At 75.1% G+C, this 17,115-nt stretch carries 18 protein-coding genes; 12 read left to right on the top strand and 6 right to left on the bottom strand.

The features are described 5' to 3' along the window. Window positions 1-45: 45 nt before the first annotated feature. From ACBI99_RS27320 to ACBI99_RS27310, 3 genes are read right to left on the bottom strand one after another with little or no spacing between them, the layout of a single operon-like run. The gene (locus ACBI99_RS27320; protein ID WP_375073813.1) at window positions 46-1,149 is read right to left on the bottom strand and encodes a winged helix DNA-binding domain-containing protein; all 1,104 of its coding nucleotides are present in this window, start codon (window positions 1,147-1,149) and stop codon (window positions 46-48) included. A gap of 17 nt (window positions 1,150-1,166) precedes the next feature. Beyond that, window positions 1,167-2,597 (bottom strand): wax ester/triacylglycerol synthase family O-acyltransferase, encoded by a 1,431-nt coding sequence (locus ACBI99_RS27315; RefSeq protein ID WP_219508107.1) that lies wholly within the window; start codon window positions 2,595-2,597, stop codon window positions 1,167-1,169. A 1-nt stretch (window position 2,598) separates the two neighbouring features. After that, window positions 2,599-3,654, bottom strand: coding sequence for a winged helix DNA-binding domain-containing protein (locus ACBI99_RS27310; protein ID WP_375073812.1), 1,056 nt, complete (start codon window positions 3,652-3,654; stop codon window positions 2,599-2,601). Window positions 3,655-3,663: 9 nt separating this feature from the next. Between ACBI99_RS27310 and ACBI99_RS27305 the strand changes: the two genes are divergently transcribed. After that, the gene (locus ACBI99_RS27305) at window positions 3,664-4,848 is read left to right on the top strand and encodes a cysteine desulfurase-like protein (RefSeq protein ID WP_219508105.1); all 1,185 of its coding nucleotides are present in this window, start codon (window positions 3,664-3,666) and stop codon (window positions 4,846-4,848) included. On the opposite strand, the gene ACBI99_RS27300 is transcribed toward ACBI99_RS27305, so the two are convergent. After that, a complete protein-coding gene (locus tag ACBI99_RS27300) occupies window positions 4,791-5,765 on the bottom strand; it encodes an AraC family transcriptional regulator (protein ID WP_375073811.1) in 975 nt (324 codons plus the stop codon). The two genes, ACBI99_RS27305 and ACBI99_RS27300, sit on opposite strands and share 58 nt — an antisense overlap. Before the next feature lie 71 nt (window positions 5,766-5,836). On the opposite strand from ACBI99_RS27300, the gene ACBI99_RS27295 reads away from it, so the two are divergent. Further along, entirely contained in the window at window positions 5,837-6,985 is a 1,149-nt protein-coding gene (locus tag ACBI99_RS27295) for an NmrA family NAD(P)-binding protein (RefSeq protein ID WP_246645467.1), read from the top strand. Window positions 6,986-6,989: 4 nt separating this feature from the next. On the opposite strand, the gene ACBI99_RS27290 is transcribed toward ACBI99_RS27295, so the two are convergent. Beyond that, window positions 6,990-7,598, bottom strand: a complete 609-nt coding sequence (locus tag ACBI99_RS27290; protein ID WP_219508102.1) for a TetR/AcrR family transcriptional regulator — start codon at window positions 7,596-7,598, stop codon at window positions 6,990-6,992. Between the two features lie 63 nt (window positions 7,599-7,661). Between ACBI99_RS27290 and ACBI99_RS27285 the strand changes: the two genes are divergently transcribed. The 9 genes from ACBI99_RS27285 (at window position 7,662) to ACBI99_RS27245 (ending at window position 15,512) form a co-directional block, all read left to right on the top strand. Further along, on the top strand, window positions 7,662-9,641 hold the full coding sequence (locus ACBI99_RS27285) for a HelD family protein (RefSeq protein WP_375073810.1): 1,980 nt from the start codon (window positions 7,662-7,664) through the stop codon (window positions 9,639-9,641). 29 nt (window positions 9,642-9,670) lie between these two features. Further along, window positions 9,671-9,892: a hypothetical protein gene (locus ACBI99_RS27280; RefSeq protein ID WP_357593419.1), complete on the top strand. Its 222-nt coding sequence runs from the start codon at window positions 9,671-9,673 to the stop codon at window positions 9,890-9,892. A gap of 12 nt (window positions 9,893-9,904) precedes the next feature. Continuing rightward, a complete protein-coding gene (locus ACBI99_RS27275) occupies window positions 9,905-10,501 on the top strand; it encodes an NUDIX hydrolase (protein WP_375073809.1) in 597 nt (198 codons plus the stop codon). A 19-nt stretch (window positions 10,502-10,520) separates the two neighbouring features. Continuing rightward, window positions 10,521-10,826 (top strand): hypothetical protein, encoded by a 306-nt coding sequence (locus ACBI99_RS27270; protein WP_375073808.1) that lies wholly within the window; start codon window positions 10,521-10,523, stop codon window positions 10,824-10,826. Window positions 10,827-11,147: 321 nt separating this feature from the next. Next, on the top strand, window positions 11,148-11,846 hold the full coding sequence (locus ACBI99_RS27265) for a lysophospholipid acyltransferase family protein (RefSeq protein WP_308125890.1): 699 nt from the start codon (window positions 11,148-11,150) through the stop codon (window positions 11,844-11,846). A 30-nt stretch (window positions 11,847-11,876) separates the two neighbouring features. After that, window positions 11,877-13,460 (top strand): penicillin-binding transpeptidase domain-containing protein, encoded by a 1,584-nt coding sequence (locus ACBI99_RS27260; RefSeq protein WP_375073807.1) that lies wholly within the window; start codon window positions 11,877-11,879, stop codon window positions 13,458-13,460. A 120-nt stretch (window positions 13,461-13,580) separates the two neighbouring features. Continuing rightward, window positions 13,581-14,369: a PP2C family serine/threonine-protein phosphatase gene (locus ACBI99_RS27255; protein ID WP_219508090.1), complete on the top strand. Its 789-nt coding sequence runs from the start codon at window positions 13,581-13,583 to the stop codon at window positions 14,367-14,369. Between the two features lie 16 nt (window positions 14,370-14,385). Beyond that, window positions 14,386-15,030: a GntR family transcriptional regulator gene (locus ACBI99_RS27250; RefSeq protein ID WP_219508089.1), complete on the top strand. Its 645-nt coding sequence runs from the start codon at window positions 14,386-14,388 to the stop codon at window positions 15,028-15,030. Window positions 15,031-15,044: 14 nt separating this feature from the next. Further along, window positions 15,045-15,512: an OsmC family protein gene (locus tag ACBI99_RS27245; RefSeq protein ID WP_357593412.1), complete on the top strand. Its 468-nt coding sequence runs from the start codon at window positions 15,045-15,047 to the stop codon at window positions 15,510-15,512. A 45-nt stretch (window positions 15,513-15,557) separates the two neighbouring features. Here ACBI99_RS27245 and ACBI99_RS27240 read toward each other — a convergent pair whose 3' ends face one another. Then, the gene (locus ACBI99_RS27240; protein ID WP_375073806.1) at window positions 15,558-15,917 is read right to left on the bottom strand and encodes a DUF3040 domain-containing protein; all 360 of its coding nucleotides are present in this window, start codon (window positions 15,915-15,917) and stop codon (window positions 15,558-15,560) included. 134 nt (window positions 15,918-16,051) lie between these two features. Between ACBI99_RS27240 and ACBI99_RS27235 the strand changes: the two genes are divergently transcribed. Continuing rightward, complete coding sequence (locus tag ACBI99_RS27235) at window positions 16,052-17,095, top strand: Rv2578c family radical SAM protein (protein WP_219508086.1); 1,044 nt, start codon at window positions 16,052-16,054, stop codon at window positions 17,093-17,095. Window positions 17,096-17,115 lie beyond the last annotated feature (20 nt).

Here is a 17,115-nt window from a genome sequence, read left to right as displayed (position 1 = left end):
ACTCCTCGGAGTCGGTGTCCGTTTCGGTAAACCCAGCCTCCAACCTCAACTTTGGATGAGGTCAAGCGCGATCGCCGCGTCCTTCTCACCGGCGAAGGCCAGCAGCCGCTCCCCCTCGGCGGTCAGCTCCTCCATGACCGGGCCGGGCAACGGCCGGAAAGGGCGCAAGGTCAGAGTGTCGTCCTTGAGGTCCCACATGCCCGCGACGACGCCGTCGACCAGGAACGTCGGGTGGATGACCGCGCCCACGCAGACGGCCTTGCGCCGCTCGGCGGTCATGAGCCGGGACCGGTCGGCGTAGGCGACGATCAGGTTGTCGAAGTACGGCAGGAACCGTACGGGCGCGGGTGTCTCAGGGTCGGCCAGCGGCGCGTCCGGCAGGTCGTACAGGACGCGCCCGTCCTCGTCGCGGTAGGCGCGCAGGTCCATCGCCTCGATCACCGGGCGCAGCCGGGTCAGCCCGGACCACGCCTGCACGTCCATGACGCCCGCCGGGCCGAAGGCGGCCAGGTAGCGGGTGACCAGGCGTTCCACCGGGGGCGCGGTGTCGAGGGGGCGGCCGAGCCACTCCTCGGCGAGCGTGAACGGGACGGCGCCGCCCCGGTTCCACTCGCCGCTGGGCGGGGTGTGGATCACGGGGAGGACGGCCTGGACGGTCCAGTTGAGCGCGAGCCGGTCGACGCCGGGCCAGCGTTCGGCGAGCAGGTCGCGCACCTGGGTGCGGGTGAGGGTGCGCCCCTTCAGGTGGGCCCGGGTCAGGTGGGCACGGGCCAGGCGGGCGAGCTCGTCGAGGTCGACGTCGCGCAGCGCGCCGCCGAAGGCGCCCCGCAGGCCGCGTGACAGGCGCGGCTGCAGGAGCGGGCGCAGCCACACGTAGTCGCCGGCCAGCGTCAGGTGCTGGGTGGCGCGCAGCAGCGACCCGCGCACGACCTGCCTGCTGTGGAGCAGGGAGGTGAGGTCGTCCTGGGTGAAGGACGACAGCCGCGACCAGAGGCCGTAGTAGGGCGGGTTGACGTCCTGCCCCTGGAGGGCGACCAGCCGTTCGACGGCCTGCGCGGGCGTCATGGCCGAGGGGGCGAGCAGGAGCTGGCGGTCGAGCGTCGTGCGGTTGAGCGTGCGACGGTCGAGTACGCGGCTGTTCGGCGTCATGACGCCCACGGTAGGGACTATCGCGGCAAGGGAGGTTCCGCGTTAAGGAGCTCGTCGAGGGCGGCGCGGAGGTCGGCGGCCAGCTCCCAGGCGTCGGGCACCATGTCGCGGTCGGTGATGACGCCGATGTCGAGCGAGCCGTCGTAGGAGAACGCGGTGATGTTGATGCCGCCGCTCACGTCGGTGATCACCGAGACCGGGTAGAGGCTGAGCAGCCGCGCCCCGCACACGTACAGCGGGAACTGCGGCCCCGGCACGTTGGAGACGCCCACGTTGATGGGCGGCGCGGTCTGGCCGACGAGCTCGAACGCCGAGCGGGCGGCCAGCCCCATGAGGGCGGCGGGCATCGACTCGCTGAACTCGCGCAGCCAGCGGGCCGGCGACAGCGAGAACCGGTCCTTGATCCGCCGCATCGCCTGCCGCACCTGGGCCAGCCGGGCGGCGGGGTCCTCCAGGTGCACGCCGAGCGGCGCGGTCATGATCGCGACCTGGTTGCCGGGGGCCTCGTCGCCGGCGGCGCGCAGCGAGAGCGGGATGCCGGCGATCAGCGGCTGGCGCGGGACGCCGCCGTGCGCGGCCAGCCAGCGGCGCAGCGCGCCCGCGCACACGGCCATCACCACGTCGTTGACCGTGACGCCGAACGCCTTGCGCACCGCCTTGACCTCCTCCAGCGGCAGCGAGACGAACGAGAAGCGGCGGTGCCGGGAGACCGGGCCGCTGAACGGGGTGCGCGGCGCGGGCAGCACGGGCAGCTCCGGCGCCTGCCCGGTGCCGGCCGCCTTGCGGGCCAGCCGGGCGGCGACGCTGCTGCCGGGCAGCCACGACAGGACGGGGATCTCGTCCAGGTGCGGCACCGCCCGGGCGGCGAACCGCACCGCCTGCGCCGGGTTGCGGGCCATCCTGGCCAGGCCGCGCGCCAGCATCTCGGCGCGGGGTGGCAGCGGCGCGTCGGGCTCCGGCTCGCCCGAGGGCGGCGGCGCGGGCTCGGGGCCGAGGTCGAGCAGCGCGGCCAGCACGTCGGCGCCGCCGATCCCGTCGACGGCCGCGTGGTGGATCTTCGTGTAGAGGCCGGTGCGGCCGCCGGCCAGGCCGTGGATGAGGTAGATCTCCCACAGCGGCCGGCTGCGGTCCAGGCGGCGCGGGTGCAGCCGCGACACCTGCTCGGCGAGCTGCCGGTCGTCGCCGGGCGGCGGCAGGCCGATCTCGCGCACGTGGTAGTCGAGGTCGAGGTCGTCCTCGCGCACCCAGTACGGGTGGTCCAGGTCGAACGGGACGCGGGCGAGCTTGCGGCGCAGCGCGGGCACGTGCGGCAGCCGGGCCTCCAGCAGGGACTGCAGGCTCGCGCGGTCGAGGGGGCCGTCGAGCACGGCCAGGCCGGCGATGTTGGCGACGTTGGTCTCGGTCTCGAAGTGGAGGAATCCCGCGTCGAGGGCGGTCAGCTGGGCCATGTCAGTCCTCCGCGACTTCGAGCGTGCGCTGTGTGGCATCGGGTTCGGCGAAGGCCAGCAGCGCCGTCGCCTCCTCCTCCAGGATGTCCGGCCGGTGCGGCGCGAACGGGGTGACGATCAGCCTGGCCTTCTTGCCCGAGCGCTTGATCTGCCACGTCCCGGCGGCGAACCCGTCGATCAGGTACGTGGCGCGTACCCGCAGGTTCTTGGTCGTGACCAGGCCCCGGTGCTCGTCGGCGACGATGCGCCTGCGGTCGGCGTGGCCGAGGACGAGCGTGTCGAAGTCGGGCAGGAACCGCACCGGGGCGGGGACGTCGCCGCCCGGCCGGGGCGCGTCCGGCAGGTCGTACAGGACCCTGCCGTCCTCGCCGGTCAGCACCTCCAGCCGGTCGCGCATGCCGTCCAGGACGGGGGCCAGGCCGCCCAGCCCGGACCACGCCTGGAGGTCGGCGGCGGTGGCGGGGCCGAAGGCGGCCAGGTAGCGCTCGGCGAACGCCTCCGCCGAGGGCGCCGGGTCGAGGGTGACGCCGGCCGGGGCGAAGGCGGGGTCGCGCGGGAAGCTCCACCGGTCCTGCGTCGGCACCATGACCAGCGGCATCAGCATGCGCACCGCGTAGCCGAGGTGCCGCTGGTCCGCCTCGGGGAACTCCTTGAGCAGCTTCGGCCGCAGCTCGTTGAACGTGTGCGGCCCCTCGGCGAGCAGCCGCGCGGCGGCGGCCACCACGGCGTCGGCGTCGACGCCCTCGAAGCGGCGGGCGGCGGCGGCCAGCACCGGGTGCAGCAGCGGCCGGAACGCGGCGTAGTCGCCGGCGGTCACCAGGTGCAGCGTGGCGCGGTGCAGCGTCGCGCGGACGAGCGTGCCGGCGTGCAGGTCGCGGTGCAGCTCGTCGCGGCCGAACCCGGCGAGCCGGGTCCACACGCCCAGGTACGGCGGGCGCGGCTCCTGCGCCTGGAGACCGGCCAGGCGGTGCACGACGTCGGCCGCGCTGCCCTCGTGGCGTCGCAGGAGGTGCTGGCGGGCCAGGGTGGCCCGGTTGAGGGCGCGCAGGCTGAGCATGAACACATCATGCCTTTCCCCATCGAAGCTGTACGAGCCGCCTACCCCGCTCTCGCCGACGGCCACGCGTATCTGGACGGCGCCGCCGGCACGCAGGTCCCTCAGCCGGTGATCGACGCCATCGCCGGGGCCTACCGAGGCGGCCTCGGCAACGCGGGCGGGGCGTTCCCCGCCGCCCGCCGCTCCGAGGCGATCGTGGCGGCCTGCCGCCAGGCCGTGGCCGACCTGGTCGGCGGGCACCCGGACGGGGTGATCCTGGGGCCCAACATGACGACGCTCACCTATCGGCTGGCCGGCGCGCTGTCACGCGGGTGGGGCCCCGGCGACGAGGTCGTGCTGTCGCGGCTGGACCACGACGCGAACGTGCGGCCGTGGACGACGACCGGCGCGACCGTCCGGTGGGCGGAGGTCGATCCGGTGACCGGCGAGCTGCCGGTGGAGCAGTACGCCCGGCTCATCGGGCCGCGCACCCGGCTGGTGGCGGTGACGGCGGCGGGCAACGTGCTCGGCACCCGGCCCGACGTGGCCGCGATCAGCGCGCTGGCGCACGAGGCGGGCGCGCTCACGTACGTCGACGGCGTGCACGCCACCGCGCACGGGCCGGTCGACATGCGGGCGCTCGGCGCCGACTTCTACGCGACCAGCGCCTACAAGTGGTCGGGGCCGCACGTCGGCGCGGTGGTCGCCGATCCGGCGCTGCTGGAGACGATCCGGCCGGACAAGCTGGCCCCCGCGCCGGACACGGTGCCGGACCGGTTCGAGCGCGGCACGGCGCCGTTCGCGGACCTGGCCGGGGTGAGCGCCGCCGTGGACCACCTGGCCGGCCTGGTGCCGGGCACGGGGACGCGGCGCGAGCGGCTGACCGCCTCGCTGGCCGCGGCGGAGGCGCACGAGATGGAGCTGTTCGCGGTGCTGCTGGCGGGCCTGGAGACGATGCCGCACGTCACCCTGTACGGCAAGCCGGCCCGGCGGACGGCCACCGCCTACTTCACCGTCGCCGGGCGCACCCCGCGCCAGGTGGCCGAGCATCTGGCGGCGCGCGGCGTGAACGTGTGGAACGGGCACAACTACGCCTGGGAGCTGACCGGCGTGCTCGGCATCCGCGAGAGCGGCGCGGTGCGGGTCGGGCTGGTCCACTACAACGATCGCCCGGACGTGGACCGGCTGCTGGAAGGGGTGGCCGAGCTGCGGTAGCCGCCGGGCGTCGTGCCGTACCACTGCTTGAACGCCAGGTGGAAGCCCACCGTGGAGCCGTAGCCGACGCGGTGGGCGATGGCGGCGTGCGGGAGCCGGGTGGCGGTGAGCAGCCTGGCGGCCTCGTGCATGCGGCGGGCGGTCAGGTGGCGCATGGGCGTCTCGCCGACGAGCTCGCGGAAGGTCGCGGCGAAGGCGGAGCGGGACAGCCCGGCCTCGGCGGCCAGTGTCTCGACGGTCCACGGCTCGGCGTAGCGGGTCTGCACGGCCAGCAGCGCGGCCCCGACGGCCGGGTGGCGCAGCGCCCGCAGAACGGGCGCACCCCCCGATGTGCCTTCCGGGCCGGGTTCGGGCTCGGCCAGGGCGGCGCGCAGGGCCAGGACGAAGGCGAGCTCGAAGGCGCGCACGGCCACCAGGGGCAGCCCCGGCTCGTCGCCGTCCCACTCCCGCGCCAGCCCGGCCAGCGTGCCCGCGAGCAGCGGCTGCCGGGCGACGGCGGCCCGGCCGAGCACGAGCACGGGCGGCAGCGCCCGGTAGAGCGGCGGGGCGGGCTCGTCGTAGTGCAGGCCGGCGCAGAGCATGGTGGTGGCCGGACCGCTCCCGTCGATGCGGACGGCGCCGGTCGCGCCGGGGTCGCGGGCGGGCAGCAGGCTCTCCAGCGGGACGGCCGGGCGGCCGGGCGCGTCGGCGAGGCGGTGGGCGGCGCCGTGCGGGAACACGGCCAGGTCCCCGGCGGCGAGCCGGACCGGCGCGGGCAGCGCGGGCAGCTCCACGGCGCAGCCGCCGTCCTGGACGTAGTGGATCAGCGCGCACCGCTCCGCCGGGCCGGCCACGCCCCAGGGGGCGCGCACGGTCCAGCGGCTGTGGAAGACGGCCCGCAGGCGCAGGGGTGCCAGAAGCTCGCTCAGCAAATCCATCCGGACGATCCTTAAACATCGGTGGAGGTCGCTTTATCGAGCGTATCGGGGATCGGCGCGAGGCTGGACCCATGAGATTCCTGGTGTTCGGCGCCACGGGCGCGCAGGGGGGCGCGGTGGCGCGCAGGCTGGTCGCGGAGGGGCACGCCGTGCGCGGCTTCGCCCGCACGGAGCGGGTCCCGGAGGGGGTGGAGGCGTTCGCGGGCGAGCTGGGGGACGCGGCGCGGGTGAAGGCGGCCTTCGACGGCGTCACGCACGCGTCGGTGACGCTGCCGCTGGTGTACGAGCCGGACCTGGTACGCGCGTACACCCGCAACGTGATCGAGGGGGCACGGGCGGCCGGGGTGCGGCGGCTGGTGTTCGCCACGGGCAACCGGCTGCCGGACGCCGAGACGGGGGTGGCCGCGTTCGACACGCGGCGGGAGGCGGCGCGGGCGATGCTGGCGTCCGGGCTGCCGGTCGTGGTGCTGCGACCGGCGCTCTACCTGGACAACCTGCTCATGCCGGGCGTGCTGGAGGACGGGGTGCTGCGTTACCCGCTGCCGGGCGACCTGCCGGTGGCGTGGCTGAGCCATGCGGACCTGGGCGCGATCACGGTGGCGGCGCTGACGCGGGACGGCCTGGCGGGCGTGGTCGACGCGGGCGGCCCGGAGGCGGTGACGGGGGCCGAGCTGGCCGCCGCCGCCGGGGCCCGCTACGAGGAGCTGGACGTGGACGCGTTCGCCGCCGGGCTGGCCGGGGCGCTCGGCGCCGAGGTCGCCCGTGAGGTGGCGGCCACCTACCGCTGGATCGGCGCGGCCCGCCCGGCCGGGCTGTTCGCGGCCGATCCCTGGCACGGGCTGGCGCTGACGCCGCCGCGTGACTGGATGGTCGGCGCGGAGATCGTCCGGCATCACCGGGTGATCGAACGCTGGCTGGCCGGGACGGGCGGGTTCGAGGCGTTCGCGGAGGCGCACGCGCCGGACTTCACGCTGGTCACGCCCGACGGCCAGGCGCTGTCGCGGGAGCGGGTGCTGGCGGAGGTGGCGGCGGCGCGCGGGGCGGACCCGGGGCTGCGCGTGGAGATCCGCGACGCCCGCGTGGTGGCGGGGTCCGGGCCGCTGGTGGTGGCCGCCTACGAGGAGTGGCAGCGCGGGCGGGGCCGCCGGGCGACGGCGGTGCTGCGCCGCGAGGGCGGTGCCCTGCGCTGGGCGCACCTGCACGAGACCTGGATCGGCTGACCTCTCAGGCGGGGCCGGGCTCCAGCAGGCCGAACGCCACCCCGGCGGCGCGTACGGCCTCCGGCTCCAGCTCGGCAAGCGGCACGCCGTCGGCCAGCGCCCGCCAGTTGCGGCGGGCCAGCACTCGCTGGACGGCGAGCGCCTGCGCGGCCAGCAGGCTCGCGGTCAGCTCGTCGTACGGCCCCGTCAGCGCCTCGGCCAGCGTCCGCTCGTCGTGCTCGACGTACGTGGACACGCGCGCGCCCAGGCTCGGCGTGCCGAACACCATCCGGTGGAAGCCCATCACCTCCGGATGGTCGTTCAGTCCGGTGACGGGGTCGTGGCGGGCCAGGCCGTCGAGGAAGTGGCGGCGCAGGGCCGCGACCGGCGACTCGCCCGGCCCCCGCCCGCGCACCACGCGGGCCGGCTCGCCCCGGTGGTCGGCGATGCGGTGCAGGACCAGGTCCTCCTTGGTCGGGAAGTACTTGAACAGCGTCGGCTTGGACACCTGCGCCGCCGCCGCGATCTCGGTGACCGGCACCTCGTCGAAGCCGCGCGCCAGGAAGAGCCGGATGGCCGCCGAGGAGATGGCCTCACGCACCCGCTGCCGCTGAAGCTCCCGCAGTCCCGTCATGGGCCCACCCTACCAAAGTGTTAACCTGGTCAATCTATTAACCGAGTTAACGCAGGAGGTGCCATGACCACACTCGACGAGGAGCGCAGGCACATCGAGCGCTGCGCCGCCGGGCTGCGCAGGATGCTCGACGCCGCCCGCGAGAACGTCGTCGTCGGCGAGACCGTCGCCGGCGACCGCTACAGCGCCGAACGGCTCGGCCGCCACCTGAAGAGCCTGGCCAAGCAGCTCGGCGAGGAGCCGGACGGGCCGCCGTTCTTCGGCCGGCTCGACTTCGGGCCGGGCTCGGCCGACCATCCCGGCCGCAGCTACCACCTCGGCAGGCGGCACATCAGCGGCGAGCACGGCGGCCCGCCGGTCGTCGTCGACTGGCGGGCGCCGGTCTCGCGCGCCTTCTACCGGGCGAGCGCCCGCGACCCGCAGGGCGTGGCCGTGCGCCGCCGGTTCGGCTGGTCCGGCACCACGCTCACCTCCTACGAGGACGAGCGGCTCGACCGGGGCGAGGAGCAGCGCGACAGCCGCATCCTGGCCGCCGAGATCGAACGGCCGCGCGTCGGCCCCATGCGCGACATCGTCGCCACCATCCAGCCCGAGCAGGACGACCTGGTCAGGGCCGCCCTGTCCGAGTCGATCTGCGTGCAGGGCGCGCCCGGCACCGGCAAGACCGCCGTCGGCCTGCACCGGGCCGCGTTCCTGCTGTACGCGCACCGCCAGCGGCTGGAACGCGGCGGCGTGCTCGTGCTCGGCCCCAACCGGGCCTTCCTCGGCTACATCTCCGCCGTGCTGCCCGCGCTCGGCGAGATGGACGTCGAGCAGACCACGCTGGAGCGGCTGCTCGCCTCCGCCCCGGTGCGGGCCGCCGACAGCCCGGCCGCCGCGCTGGTCAAGCACGACGCCCGGATGGCCGAGGTGCTGCGCGAGGCCCTGTACGCGCGCGTACGCAAGCCGGTCGAGCCGCTGGCGGTGCCCGACGGCTCGGCCACCTGGCGGGTCGGCGAGGCCGAGCTGCGGCGGATCGTGGACGACACCCGCCGCGACGCGCTGCCGTACCTGACGGGCCGCGAGCGGGTCCGCGCCCGCGTGGTGGAGCTGGTGCGGCGGCAGGCCGAGGCGCGCGGGCTCAGCGCCACCGCCGCCTGGACCCGTAAGGCCGGGCGGGCGGTGACGCCGTTCCTTGACGCGGTGTGGCCGACCGTGCGGCCGGAGGAGGTGCTGTTCGAGGTGCTGAGCGGCCGCTCCCCCGCCACCGCGCTGACGGACGCCGAACGGGCGGCCGTCACCTGGGAGCGCCCGCCGCGCGGCCACCGCGGCGCCCGCTGGACGGAGGCCGACCTGGTGCTGCTCGACGAGCTGGCCGGGCTGCTGGAACGGCCGCGCGGCTACGGCCACGTCATCGTGGACGAGGCGCAGGATCTGTCCCCGATGCAGTGCCGGGCCGTCGCCCGGCGCAGCGAGCACGGCTCGCTCACCGTGCTCGGCGACCTGGCGCAGGGCACCACCCCGTGGGCGGCCCGCTCCTGGGCCCGGCACCTGGAGCTCCTGGGCAAGCCGGACGGCCGGATCGTCGAGCTGACCACCGGCTACCGGGTGCCCGCCACGGTCGTCGAGCTGGCCAACCGGCTGCTGCCCGCGCTCGACGCCGACGTGCCCGTCACCCGCTCGCACCGCTCCGACGGCAGGCTGCGGCTGATCCGCGCCGACCGGCTGGAGAGCGGCGTGACGGCGGCGGCGCGGGAGGCGCTGGAGTTCGAGGGCTCGATCGGCGTGATCGCCGCCGACGACGCCGCCGAGAAGGTCACGGCCGCGCTGTGGGACGACGGGCTCGACGTCGGCGGCCGGCTCGCCGTGGTGGCCGCGTCCACGGCCAAGGGGCTGGAGTACGACCACGTGGTCGTGTGCGAGCCCGCCGCCATCGCCGCGAGCAGGCCGCGCGGGCTCAACCTGCTGTACGTGGCGCTGACCCGGGCGGTGTCGCGGCTGGACGTCGTGCACGCCCTGCCGCTCCCCCGGCCGCTCGACAGCGCCCGCGCCCCGGGTGTGTGATGAGGGTCCCGTCCCTCCGAGGAGCGGCCATGGACGACCCGCTGCGGACCACGCAGGTTCTGTCGATCGCCGGGTTCGGGTGCGCGGCGGTCGCGCTGGTGTTCGTCCCGATCCTGTTCGGCCCGGCCGGGATCGTGCTGGGCCTGGTGGGGCACAGCCAGGGCGAGCGGCTCGGCAGGTGGGCGGCGGTCACGGCCGCCGTCGCGACGGCCGCCGGCATGGTTCTCGGCTACCTGCTGCTGCCGGCGTGAGATCCTGCCGGTGTGCTGCACCCGATCGACGCCCTGCGTGAGCTGATCACCGCCCGGCTCGGCCGCTTCCCCAGGCGGGAGGTGCCGCCCGCCGCGGGCATCCGCCGCGCCGCCGTGACCGTGTGCGTGCTGGAGGACTCCGCGCGCGAGCCGTACACGATCCTCATCAGGCGGGCCCCGCACGGGCGCAACCCCGGCCAGTGGGCGCTGCCGGGCGGCCGGCTCGACGACGGCGAGCGGCCGGTGGAGGCGGCGCTGCGCGAGCTGGCCGAGGAGACGGCGGTGACCGGGGTGGAGGTGGCCGGGCTGCTCGACGACTTCGTCACCGACTCCGGGTTCGTGATCACGCCGGTGGTGGCGTTCGGCGGCGCGCAGCAGCCGGTCGCCGACCCGCGCGAGGTCGCCTCCGTGCACGCCGTGCCGCTGGAGCGCTTCCTCGCGCCGGGCGTGCCGCGCTGGCGCGACGGGCTGCTGCAGATGCCGCTCGGGCCGTCGATCGTCGTGCACGCGCCGACCGGGGCCATCCTGTGGCAGTTCGCCGAGGTGGCGCTGCGCGGCCGGGAGACCCGCGTCCTCGACGTCGCCCAGCCGCACTGGACCCGCACCTGATCTCGCTATCCTGCCCGTCATGACGCTCGAGGGCATGGCCTACGGCAAGAGCCACCTGCGCGGCCTGGCCAGAGGCGTGGGCGACATGGAGGAGGCCGTGCGGGACGTGGCCGTCCGCTACGAGCCGGTCACGAAGGCCGTGCGGGTCGCGCTCGGCGCCGACGAGTACGGCGACGCCTACTGGCAGGCCAGGGGCGAGCGGATGGCGGCCATCGGGACCGCGCTGGACCTGCTCTCCGACGCGATGGGCAGGCAGAGCGACGACCTCACGCGCTCCAAGGGCAACTACGCGGCCGGCGAGGACGCCAGCACCCTCCGCACCTGAGAGCGGCGGGCCGAGGGGAATTCGCGGTGATTCGCGGGAGTTGGGTGGGGGGCTGTGAGCTGGGCGTCCTTGGCGCCGGCCGGTCGCTGCGGACCAGAAGATGACCCGCTCTTTGGGCCCGGTGGAATACGGGCCGCCGGATGTCCGTTAGCATCGGAAGGCCGATGTGGTCTGTGTCCCCCGGGCCGCAAATTACCGCCTTCACGGAATACCGTTCGGCTGGAGCCGTGTTGTGCACCTCGCCGAGGAGGCGACCGCCACATCGGCCTTAACAGCTTCCCAGGCGCCCCGTCCCCGGACGGGGCGCCTGCCTTATGGTGGGTGGCCGAGCCGACGATCGTCCAGGAGAGCCCGTTGCTATATCAAGTGGTCAAGTTCGCCGCCGCGCCCCTCGCTCACGCGATGTGCCGTCCGTACATCTCGGGCGCCGCGCACGTGCCGCGGAGCGGACCGGCGATCCTGGCCGCCAACCATCTCTCGGTGCTCGACTCGTTCCTGCTGCCCGCGCTGCTGCCCCGGCACGTCACGTTCGCGGCCAAGAACGAGTATTTCTCCGGCAACCCGGTCGCCGGCTGGTTCATGCGGCTCGGCGGGAGCCTGCCGACCGACCGGGAGAGCGCGCACGCGGCCCAGGACATGCTCGACGCCGCCGCGGCGCTGCTGGAGCGCGGTGAGCTGTTCGGCATCCACCCGGAGGGCACCCGCTCCCCCGACGGCCGCCTCTACCGGGGGAAGATCGGCGTGGCGTGGCTGGCGCTGAAGACGGGCGCGCCGGTGCTGCCCGTGGCGCTCAGCGGCACCGAGAAGGTGCTGCCGCTCGGCGCCAAGGTGCCGCGCCCGGCCAGGATCGGCATCGCGATCGGCGCGCCGATGACGTTCACCGGCGACCACACCAGGGCCCAGGACCGCCGCCGCGTCACCGACGAGATCATGGCGGCCATCCAGGAGCTGTCCGGCCAGGAGTACGTGCCGACCTACGCGGCCAGCCACAAGGCGGCCATCGGAACCGGAGGGGGCTGACCCGTGGCGCGTGGCCGCACCATCGCGATCGTGTCCGGCGCCACCGTGCTGGCGCTGGGAGCCGCCGGCGGGGGCGCCTACTACCTGCTGCACACCCGCGGCACGCCCGCCGAGACCGCGCAGCGCTTCGCCGCGGCGTGGCAGGCGGGCGACCGGGCCCGGATGAGCGCCGAGCTGGCGGCGCCGCGGGAGCTCGGCGTCTACGACCAGTTCCGGCAGGGGCTCGGCGTGGAGTCCTCGACGATCCAGGTGGGCGCCCCGCGCGAGCGCGACGGCCGCGCCACCGTCCCCTACACCGCCACCCACCGGCTGAAGAACGCCGGGGAGTGGACGTACGAGGGCGAGCTCGCGCTGAAGGTCGCCGACCGCCACTGGAAGGTCGACTGGACGCCCGCCGCCCTGCACCCGCAGCTGACGCCGGGCGCGACGTTCGCGCTCAAGACGTCGTGGCCGGAGCGCGCGGCGATCACCGACGCGGGCGGCGGCCGCATCGACGGCGGCGACGTGGGCGGCTCGGTCCAGCAGCTCGTCGGCTACCTGGACAAGGCGACCAAGAAGGACGTGGCCAAGCTCGGCTCCGCCTACAAGGTGGGCCAGGCGGTCGGCCGGGGCGGGCTCCAGCAGGCGTTCCAGGAGCGGCTGGCCGGCACGCCGACGACGGAGATCCAGGCGGGCGGCAAGACCCTGGAGAAGATCGAGGGCACCGACGGCGAGCCGCTGCGCACCACGCTCGACCCCGGCGTGCAGGCCGCCGCCGTCACCGCCGTCAAGGACGTGGACAAGCCCGCCTCGATGGTGGCGATCGAGCCCGGCTCGGGTGAGATCCTGGCCGTGGTCAACAACCGGGGCGGCTTCAACCGGGCGCTCGACGGCCGCTACGCGCCCGGCTCGACGTTCAAGGCCGTCACCGCCATCGGGCTGCTCGCCGACGGGCTGTCGCCGCGCGACACCGTGACGTGCCCCAAGTACGTGACCGTCGGCGGGCTGCGGATCCGCAACTCGGAGAAGGCGGAGTTCGGGTCGCTGTCGTTCTCCGACTCCTTCGCCCACTCGTGCAACACGACGTTCGCGCCGCTGGCCGAGGAGCGGCTGGGGGCGGACAAGCTGCTCCAGACCGCCGAGCTGGTGGGCTTCAACCAGCCGCTGTCGATCGGCGTGCCGGCCACGAAGGCGAGCTTCCCCCGCGCCGAGTCCGATGCGGAGCTGGCCGCCGAGTCGTTCGGCCAGGGCCGGATCACGGCCAGCCCGCTGTCGATGGCGTCGGTGGCCGCCGCGATCGCCGACGGCACCTGGCGCCCGCCGACGCTGGTCCCCGAGCTGAAGCAGAAGGCCGAGGCCCGCAAGCTGCCCGGCGGCGTCACCGAGGCGCTGCACGGCATGATGGCGGCCGTCGTCACCAAGGGCACCGCGAAGTCGGCCGGGCTGCCGTCGGGCACCCGCGGCAAGACGGGCACCGCCGAGTACGGCAGCGGGCCGAAGCTCGACTCGCACGCCTGGTTCATCGGCTTCACCGAGGACGTGGCGTTCGCGGTGGTGGTCGAGGGCGGCGGAGGCGGCGGCAAGGTCGCGGCCCCGATCGCCGCCGACTTCCTGCGCGCCCTCCCGTCCGTGTGACCGCGCGCCCTCCGGGGCGGGTGACCCGGTAGTCGGTCCGCTCGCGGCGCCGCCGGACGCGCGTCCGCGTCCCGTACGGGCGCCGCGCGCCCGGTGGATCTCCGGTGGAATCCTGGCGGCATGACGGAGATCACGGAGTGCGTCCGGTGCGGCGGCACGGTGGCCCCCGACGGGCACTGCTGGCACTGCGGCGCCGCGCAGCCGGCCTTCCGCGCGCACCTGGAGATCACCGCCGGTCCGGGCGCGGCCGGGGTGAGCGACCGCGGCCTGCGGCGTGAGGTGAACGCCGACGCGATGGCGCTGGCCACGCCGGGCCCGTGGACGGCGGGGGTGGTGTGCGACGGGGTGTCGATGTCGCCGAGAGCGGAGCGGGCCGCCCGGGTCGCCGCCGAGACGGGCGTCGCGGCGCTGGCCTCCCTGCTGGCCGTGCCGCTGCTGCCGGAGGAGGCGCTGGCGGCCTCCGCAGTCCGCGCCGGGCGCGCGGTGGCGGCGCTGGCGTCGTCCGTCCGGGCCGCCCCGGCCTGCACGTACGTGGCGGGGATCGCCGGGCCGCAGGGCGTGTGGTGCGCGTGGGTGGGCGACAGCAGGGCGTACTGGCTGCCCGACGAGGGCACGGCGATGGCGCTGACCGAGGACGACGTGGACGGCGACGAGGTGATCACCGCCTGGCTGGGCGCCGACGCGGGCGAGCCCGTGCCGCGCGTGCGCGGCTACCGGCCGCGCGGGCCGGGCCGCCTCCTGCTGTGCACGGACGGGCTGTGGCGATATCTGCCGGACGCGGCGTCGCTGCGGGAGGCGCTGGGGCCGGGCGGCGGCCCGCTGGAGGACGCGCGCCGGCTGGTCCGTCACGCGCTCGCCGAGGGCGGGCGGGACAACGTCACCGTCGTTTGCATGCAATGCATGCAATAGCTTAGGGTCAGGTGCCATGCAGAACGACGTGGCACATCGCCGGCTGCGCGAGCTGATCCTCGACGGCACCTACCCGCCGGGCGCGCGCCTGACGGAGCTGGACGCCGCGGCCGCTCTCCAGATGTCGCGCACCCCCGTCCGCGAGGCGCTGCGCGCGCTCGCGGCCCACGGGCTGGTGCGGCCCACCGGCCGGGGCGTGGTCGTGGTCGCCCTCGACCCGGCCGCCCTGGAGGACGCCTATCAGGTACGGGCCGCGCTGGAGGCGCTGACCGCCGAGACCGCCGCCCGCAGGCAGCGCGAGGGCCGCATCGCCCCCGCCGACCTGGCGGCCCTGGACGACCTGGCCGCCACCACCGCCGAGGCCACCGGCGCCGGGCGCCTGGCGGAGGCGGTCACGCTCAACCGGCGCTTCCACCGCCGCGTCGCCGAGCTGGCCGGCAACGCCATCGCCCTCGACACGCTGGACCGGGTGTGGGACCAGATCCACGTCTCCACCCTGCGTTCGCTGGCGCCCCCGGCCCGCCACGCGCACGTCAGCGCGCAGCACGACGACCTGCTCGCGGCGATCCGGCGCGGCGACGCCGAGGAGGCCGGCCGCGTCGCCCGCCTGCACGTCCTCGACACCCGCGCCAGCGCCGGCGACCCGCCCACCGATCACTGACACGAGGAGCACCCATGTCCCACCTGCACACCTACGCCACCACCGTCACCTGGACCGGCAACCTGGGGACGGGCACCAGCGGCTACCGCGCCTACGACCGCGCGCACGAGCTCACCGCCGACGGCCCGGCGCCCATCGCGGGCAGCTCGGACCCGGCCTTCCGCGGCGACCCCGCGCGCTGGAACCCCGAGCAGCTCCTGCTGGGCGCGCTCTCCCAGTGCCACCTGCTGTCCTACCTGCACGTGTGCGCCGTCGCGGGCGTCGTCGTCACCGCGTACGCCGACCACGCCACCGGCACCATGACGCAGACCGCGACCGGCGGGCACTTCACCGAGGCGACGCTGCGCCCGCACGTCACCGTGGCCTCGCCCGACATGGTGGAGGCCGCCGTCCGGCTGCACGAGGACGCGCAGAAGGCGTGCTTCATCGCGAGCTCGGTCAACTTCCCGGTGCACCACGAGCCGACGGTCGAGGTGGGCTGAGAGCGTACGAGCGGACCGCAGGCGGGCCGGGTCCGGCGGCGCGGGTCAGCGGCGGGCGGTGAGCGTGAGCGCTTCGGCGGCGGGCGGCGCGGCCTGGGCGGGCACGGGAACAGGGGCGGGACGGCTCGCGGAGCCGCTCATCGCCAGCGCGCCGGCGGCCTCGTGCCGCAGCACCATGATCAGGAGCGTGGTGACCAGCGTGGCGATGAGCAGCCAGCTGACCAGGATGATGACGGTCGACCTGCGGGGCCTGCGGCGCGCCCCCGGTGTCCGTCCGGACCTCTCCTCTCTGCGACGCACCCGCTCGTTGAACGACTCGAGCCGTGCCACGAGTCGCGGATCGTCCTCGACGAGGTGCTGCTCGATCTGGGCCAGCATCCGCTCCTCGTCCTGCGACCAGGCCATGGGTGCACCTCCGGAACGCAAGCTCTGTGCGGGGTTTCCTGCCCAACCATGAAGATCATTAGCCCCGCCCTGACCAGGTAATTGCGACCTCTTTCCATTTGCGATCACCGTCGAACCTTTGTTCTAATCATGGCATGCGCTGGGACAACCTGCGCCTGGCCGACTCCGGCCGGGACGATCCGGCCGCGCCGCTGTTCGCCCGCGGCGCGGTCACCCGCACGTTCGACACGCCCGGATTCCGGGGGATGACCTTTTACGAGATCCAGGCCCGTTCGATCATCAACCGGGTCCCGGCGGCGAGCCGGGTGCCGTTCGAGTTCACGATCAACCCCTACCGGGGTTGCGGCCACCGGTGCGTCTACTGCTTCGCCCGCAAGACCCACGAATACCTCGACCTCGACGCGGGCGCCGACTTCGACTCGAAGATCGTGGTCAAGGTCAACGCGGCCGAGCTGGCCCGCAGGGAGCTGGCCTCGCCGCGCTGGCGGGGGCAGCACGTGGCGATGGGCACCAACGTCGACTGCTACCAGCGCGCCGAGGGCCGCTACCGGCTCATGCGCGGCATCCTGTCGGCGCTGCGCGACGCGGCCAACCCGTTCTCGGTGCTGACCAAGGGCACGCTGATCCTGCGCGACCTCGACCTGCTCACCGAGGCCGCCGAGCGCGCCGAGGTGGGAGCCAACCTGTCGGTGGGGTTCGTCGACGCCGACGTGTGGCGCGCGGTCGAGCCCGGCACCCCCTCGCCCCGGCGCCGCCTGGAGACGTGCGCCACGCTCAACGACAACGGCATCGCGACCGGCGTGCTGATGGCGCCGATCCTGCCCTACCTCACCGACTCCCCCGCCCAGCTCGACCGCACGGTCCGGGAGATCGCCGAGGCGGGCGCGACCCACATCGCGCCCATCGTGCTGCACCTGCGGCCGGGGGCGCGCGAGTGGTGGCTGGCCTGGCTGTCGCGCGAGCACCCTCGGCTCGTCCCGCGCTACCTGGAGCTCTACGGCAGGGGCGCCTACGCGCCCAGGTCCTACCAGGAGCGCGTCACGGCCCAGGTCAGGGCCCTGGCCGAGCGTCACGGCGTGGGCCGCGCCACCCCGGCCACGGCCCGCCGCCTCCCGCCCCGCCCGGCCCCAGGCGGGGCCGCCCCGCAGGCCGCCCCTGAGCAGCTGACGCTCCTGTGAGCCCTTAGGATCAGGCCGTT

The sequence above is a fragment of the Nonomuraea sp. ATR24 genome (assembly GCF_041950485.1).
Classification (GTDB): Bacteria; Actinomycetota; Actinomycetes; order Streptosporangiales; family Streptosporangiaceae; genus Nonomuraea; species Nonomuraea ceibae.
This window is presented reverse-complemented; position numbering and strand designations above follow the sequence as displayed.

What these genes read in the sequence shown, in the direction of transcription:
- ACBI99_RS27320 (WP_375073813.1), bottom strand. Translation starts at nt 1,149, where the DNA reads ATGACGCCGAACAGCCGCGTACTCGACCGTCGCACGCTCAACCGCACG.
- ACBI99_RS27315 (WP_219508107.1), bottom strand. Translation starts at nt 2,597, where the DNA reads ATGGCCCAGCTGACCGCCCTCGACGCGGGATTCCTCCACTTCGAGACC.
- ACBI99_RS27310 (WP_375073812.1), bottom strand. Translation starts at nt 3,654, where the DNA reads ATGCTCAGCCTGCGCGCCCTCAACCGGGCCACCCTGGCCCGCCAGCAC.
- ACBI99_RS27305 (WP_219508105.1), top strand. Translation starts at nt 3,664, where the DNA reads ATGCCTTTCCCCATCGAAGCTGTACGAGCCGCCTACCCCGCTCTCGCC.
- ACBI99_RS27300 (WP_375073811.1), bottom strand. Translation starts at nt 5,765, where the DNA reads ATGGATTTGCTGAGCGAGCTTCTGGCACCCCTGCGCCTGCGGGCCGTC.
- ACBI99_RS27295 (WP_246645467.1), top strand. Translation starts at nt 5,837, where the DNA reads ATGAGATTCCTGGTGTTCGGCGCCACGGGCGCGCAGGGGGGCGCGGTG.
- ACBI99_RS27290 (WP_219508102.1), bottom strand. Translation starts at nt 7,598, where the DNA reads ATGACGGGACTGCGGGAGCTTCAGCGGCAGCGGGTGCGTGAGGCCATC.
- ACBI99_RS27285 (WP_375073810.1), top strand. Translation starts at nt 7,662, where the DNA reads ATGACCACACTCGACGAGGAGCGCAGGCACATCGAGCGCTGCGCCGCC.
- ACBI99_RS27280 (WP_357593419.1), top strand. Translation starts at nt 9,671, where the DNA reads ATGGACGACCCGCTGCGGACCACGCAGGTTCTGTCGATCGCCGGGTTC.
- ACBI99_RS27270 (WP_375073808.1), top strand. Translation starts at nt 10,521, where the DNA reads ATGACGCTCGAGGGCATGGCCTACGGCAAGAGCCACCTGCGCGGCCTG.
- ACBI99_RS27255 (WP_219508090.1), top strand. Translation starts at nt 13,581, where the DNA reads ATGACGGAGATCACGGAGTGCGTCCGGTGCGGCGGCACGGTGGCCCCC.
- ACBI99_RS27250 (WP_219508089.1), top strand. Translation starts at nt 14,386, where the DNA reads ATGCAGAACGACGTGGCACATCGCCGGCTGCGCGAGCTGATCCTCGAC.
- ACBI99_RS27245 (WP_357593412.1), top strand. Translation starts at nt 15,045, where the DNA reads ATGTCCCACCTGCACACCTACGCCACCACCGTCACCTGGACCGGCAAC.
- ACBI99_RS27240 (WP_375073806.1), bottom strand. Translation starts at nt 15,917, where the DNA reads ATGGCCTGGTCGCAGGACGAGGAGCGGATGCTGGCCCAGATCGAGCAG.
- ACBI99_RS27235 (WP_219508086.1), top strand. Translation starts at nt 16,052, where the DNA reads ATGCGCTGGGACAACCTGCGCCTGGCCGACTCCGGCCGGGACGATCCG.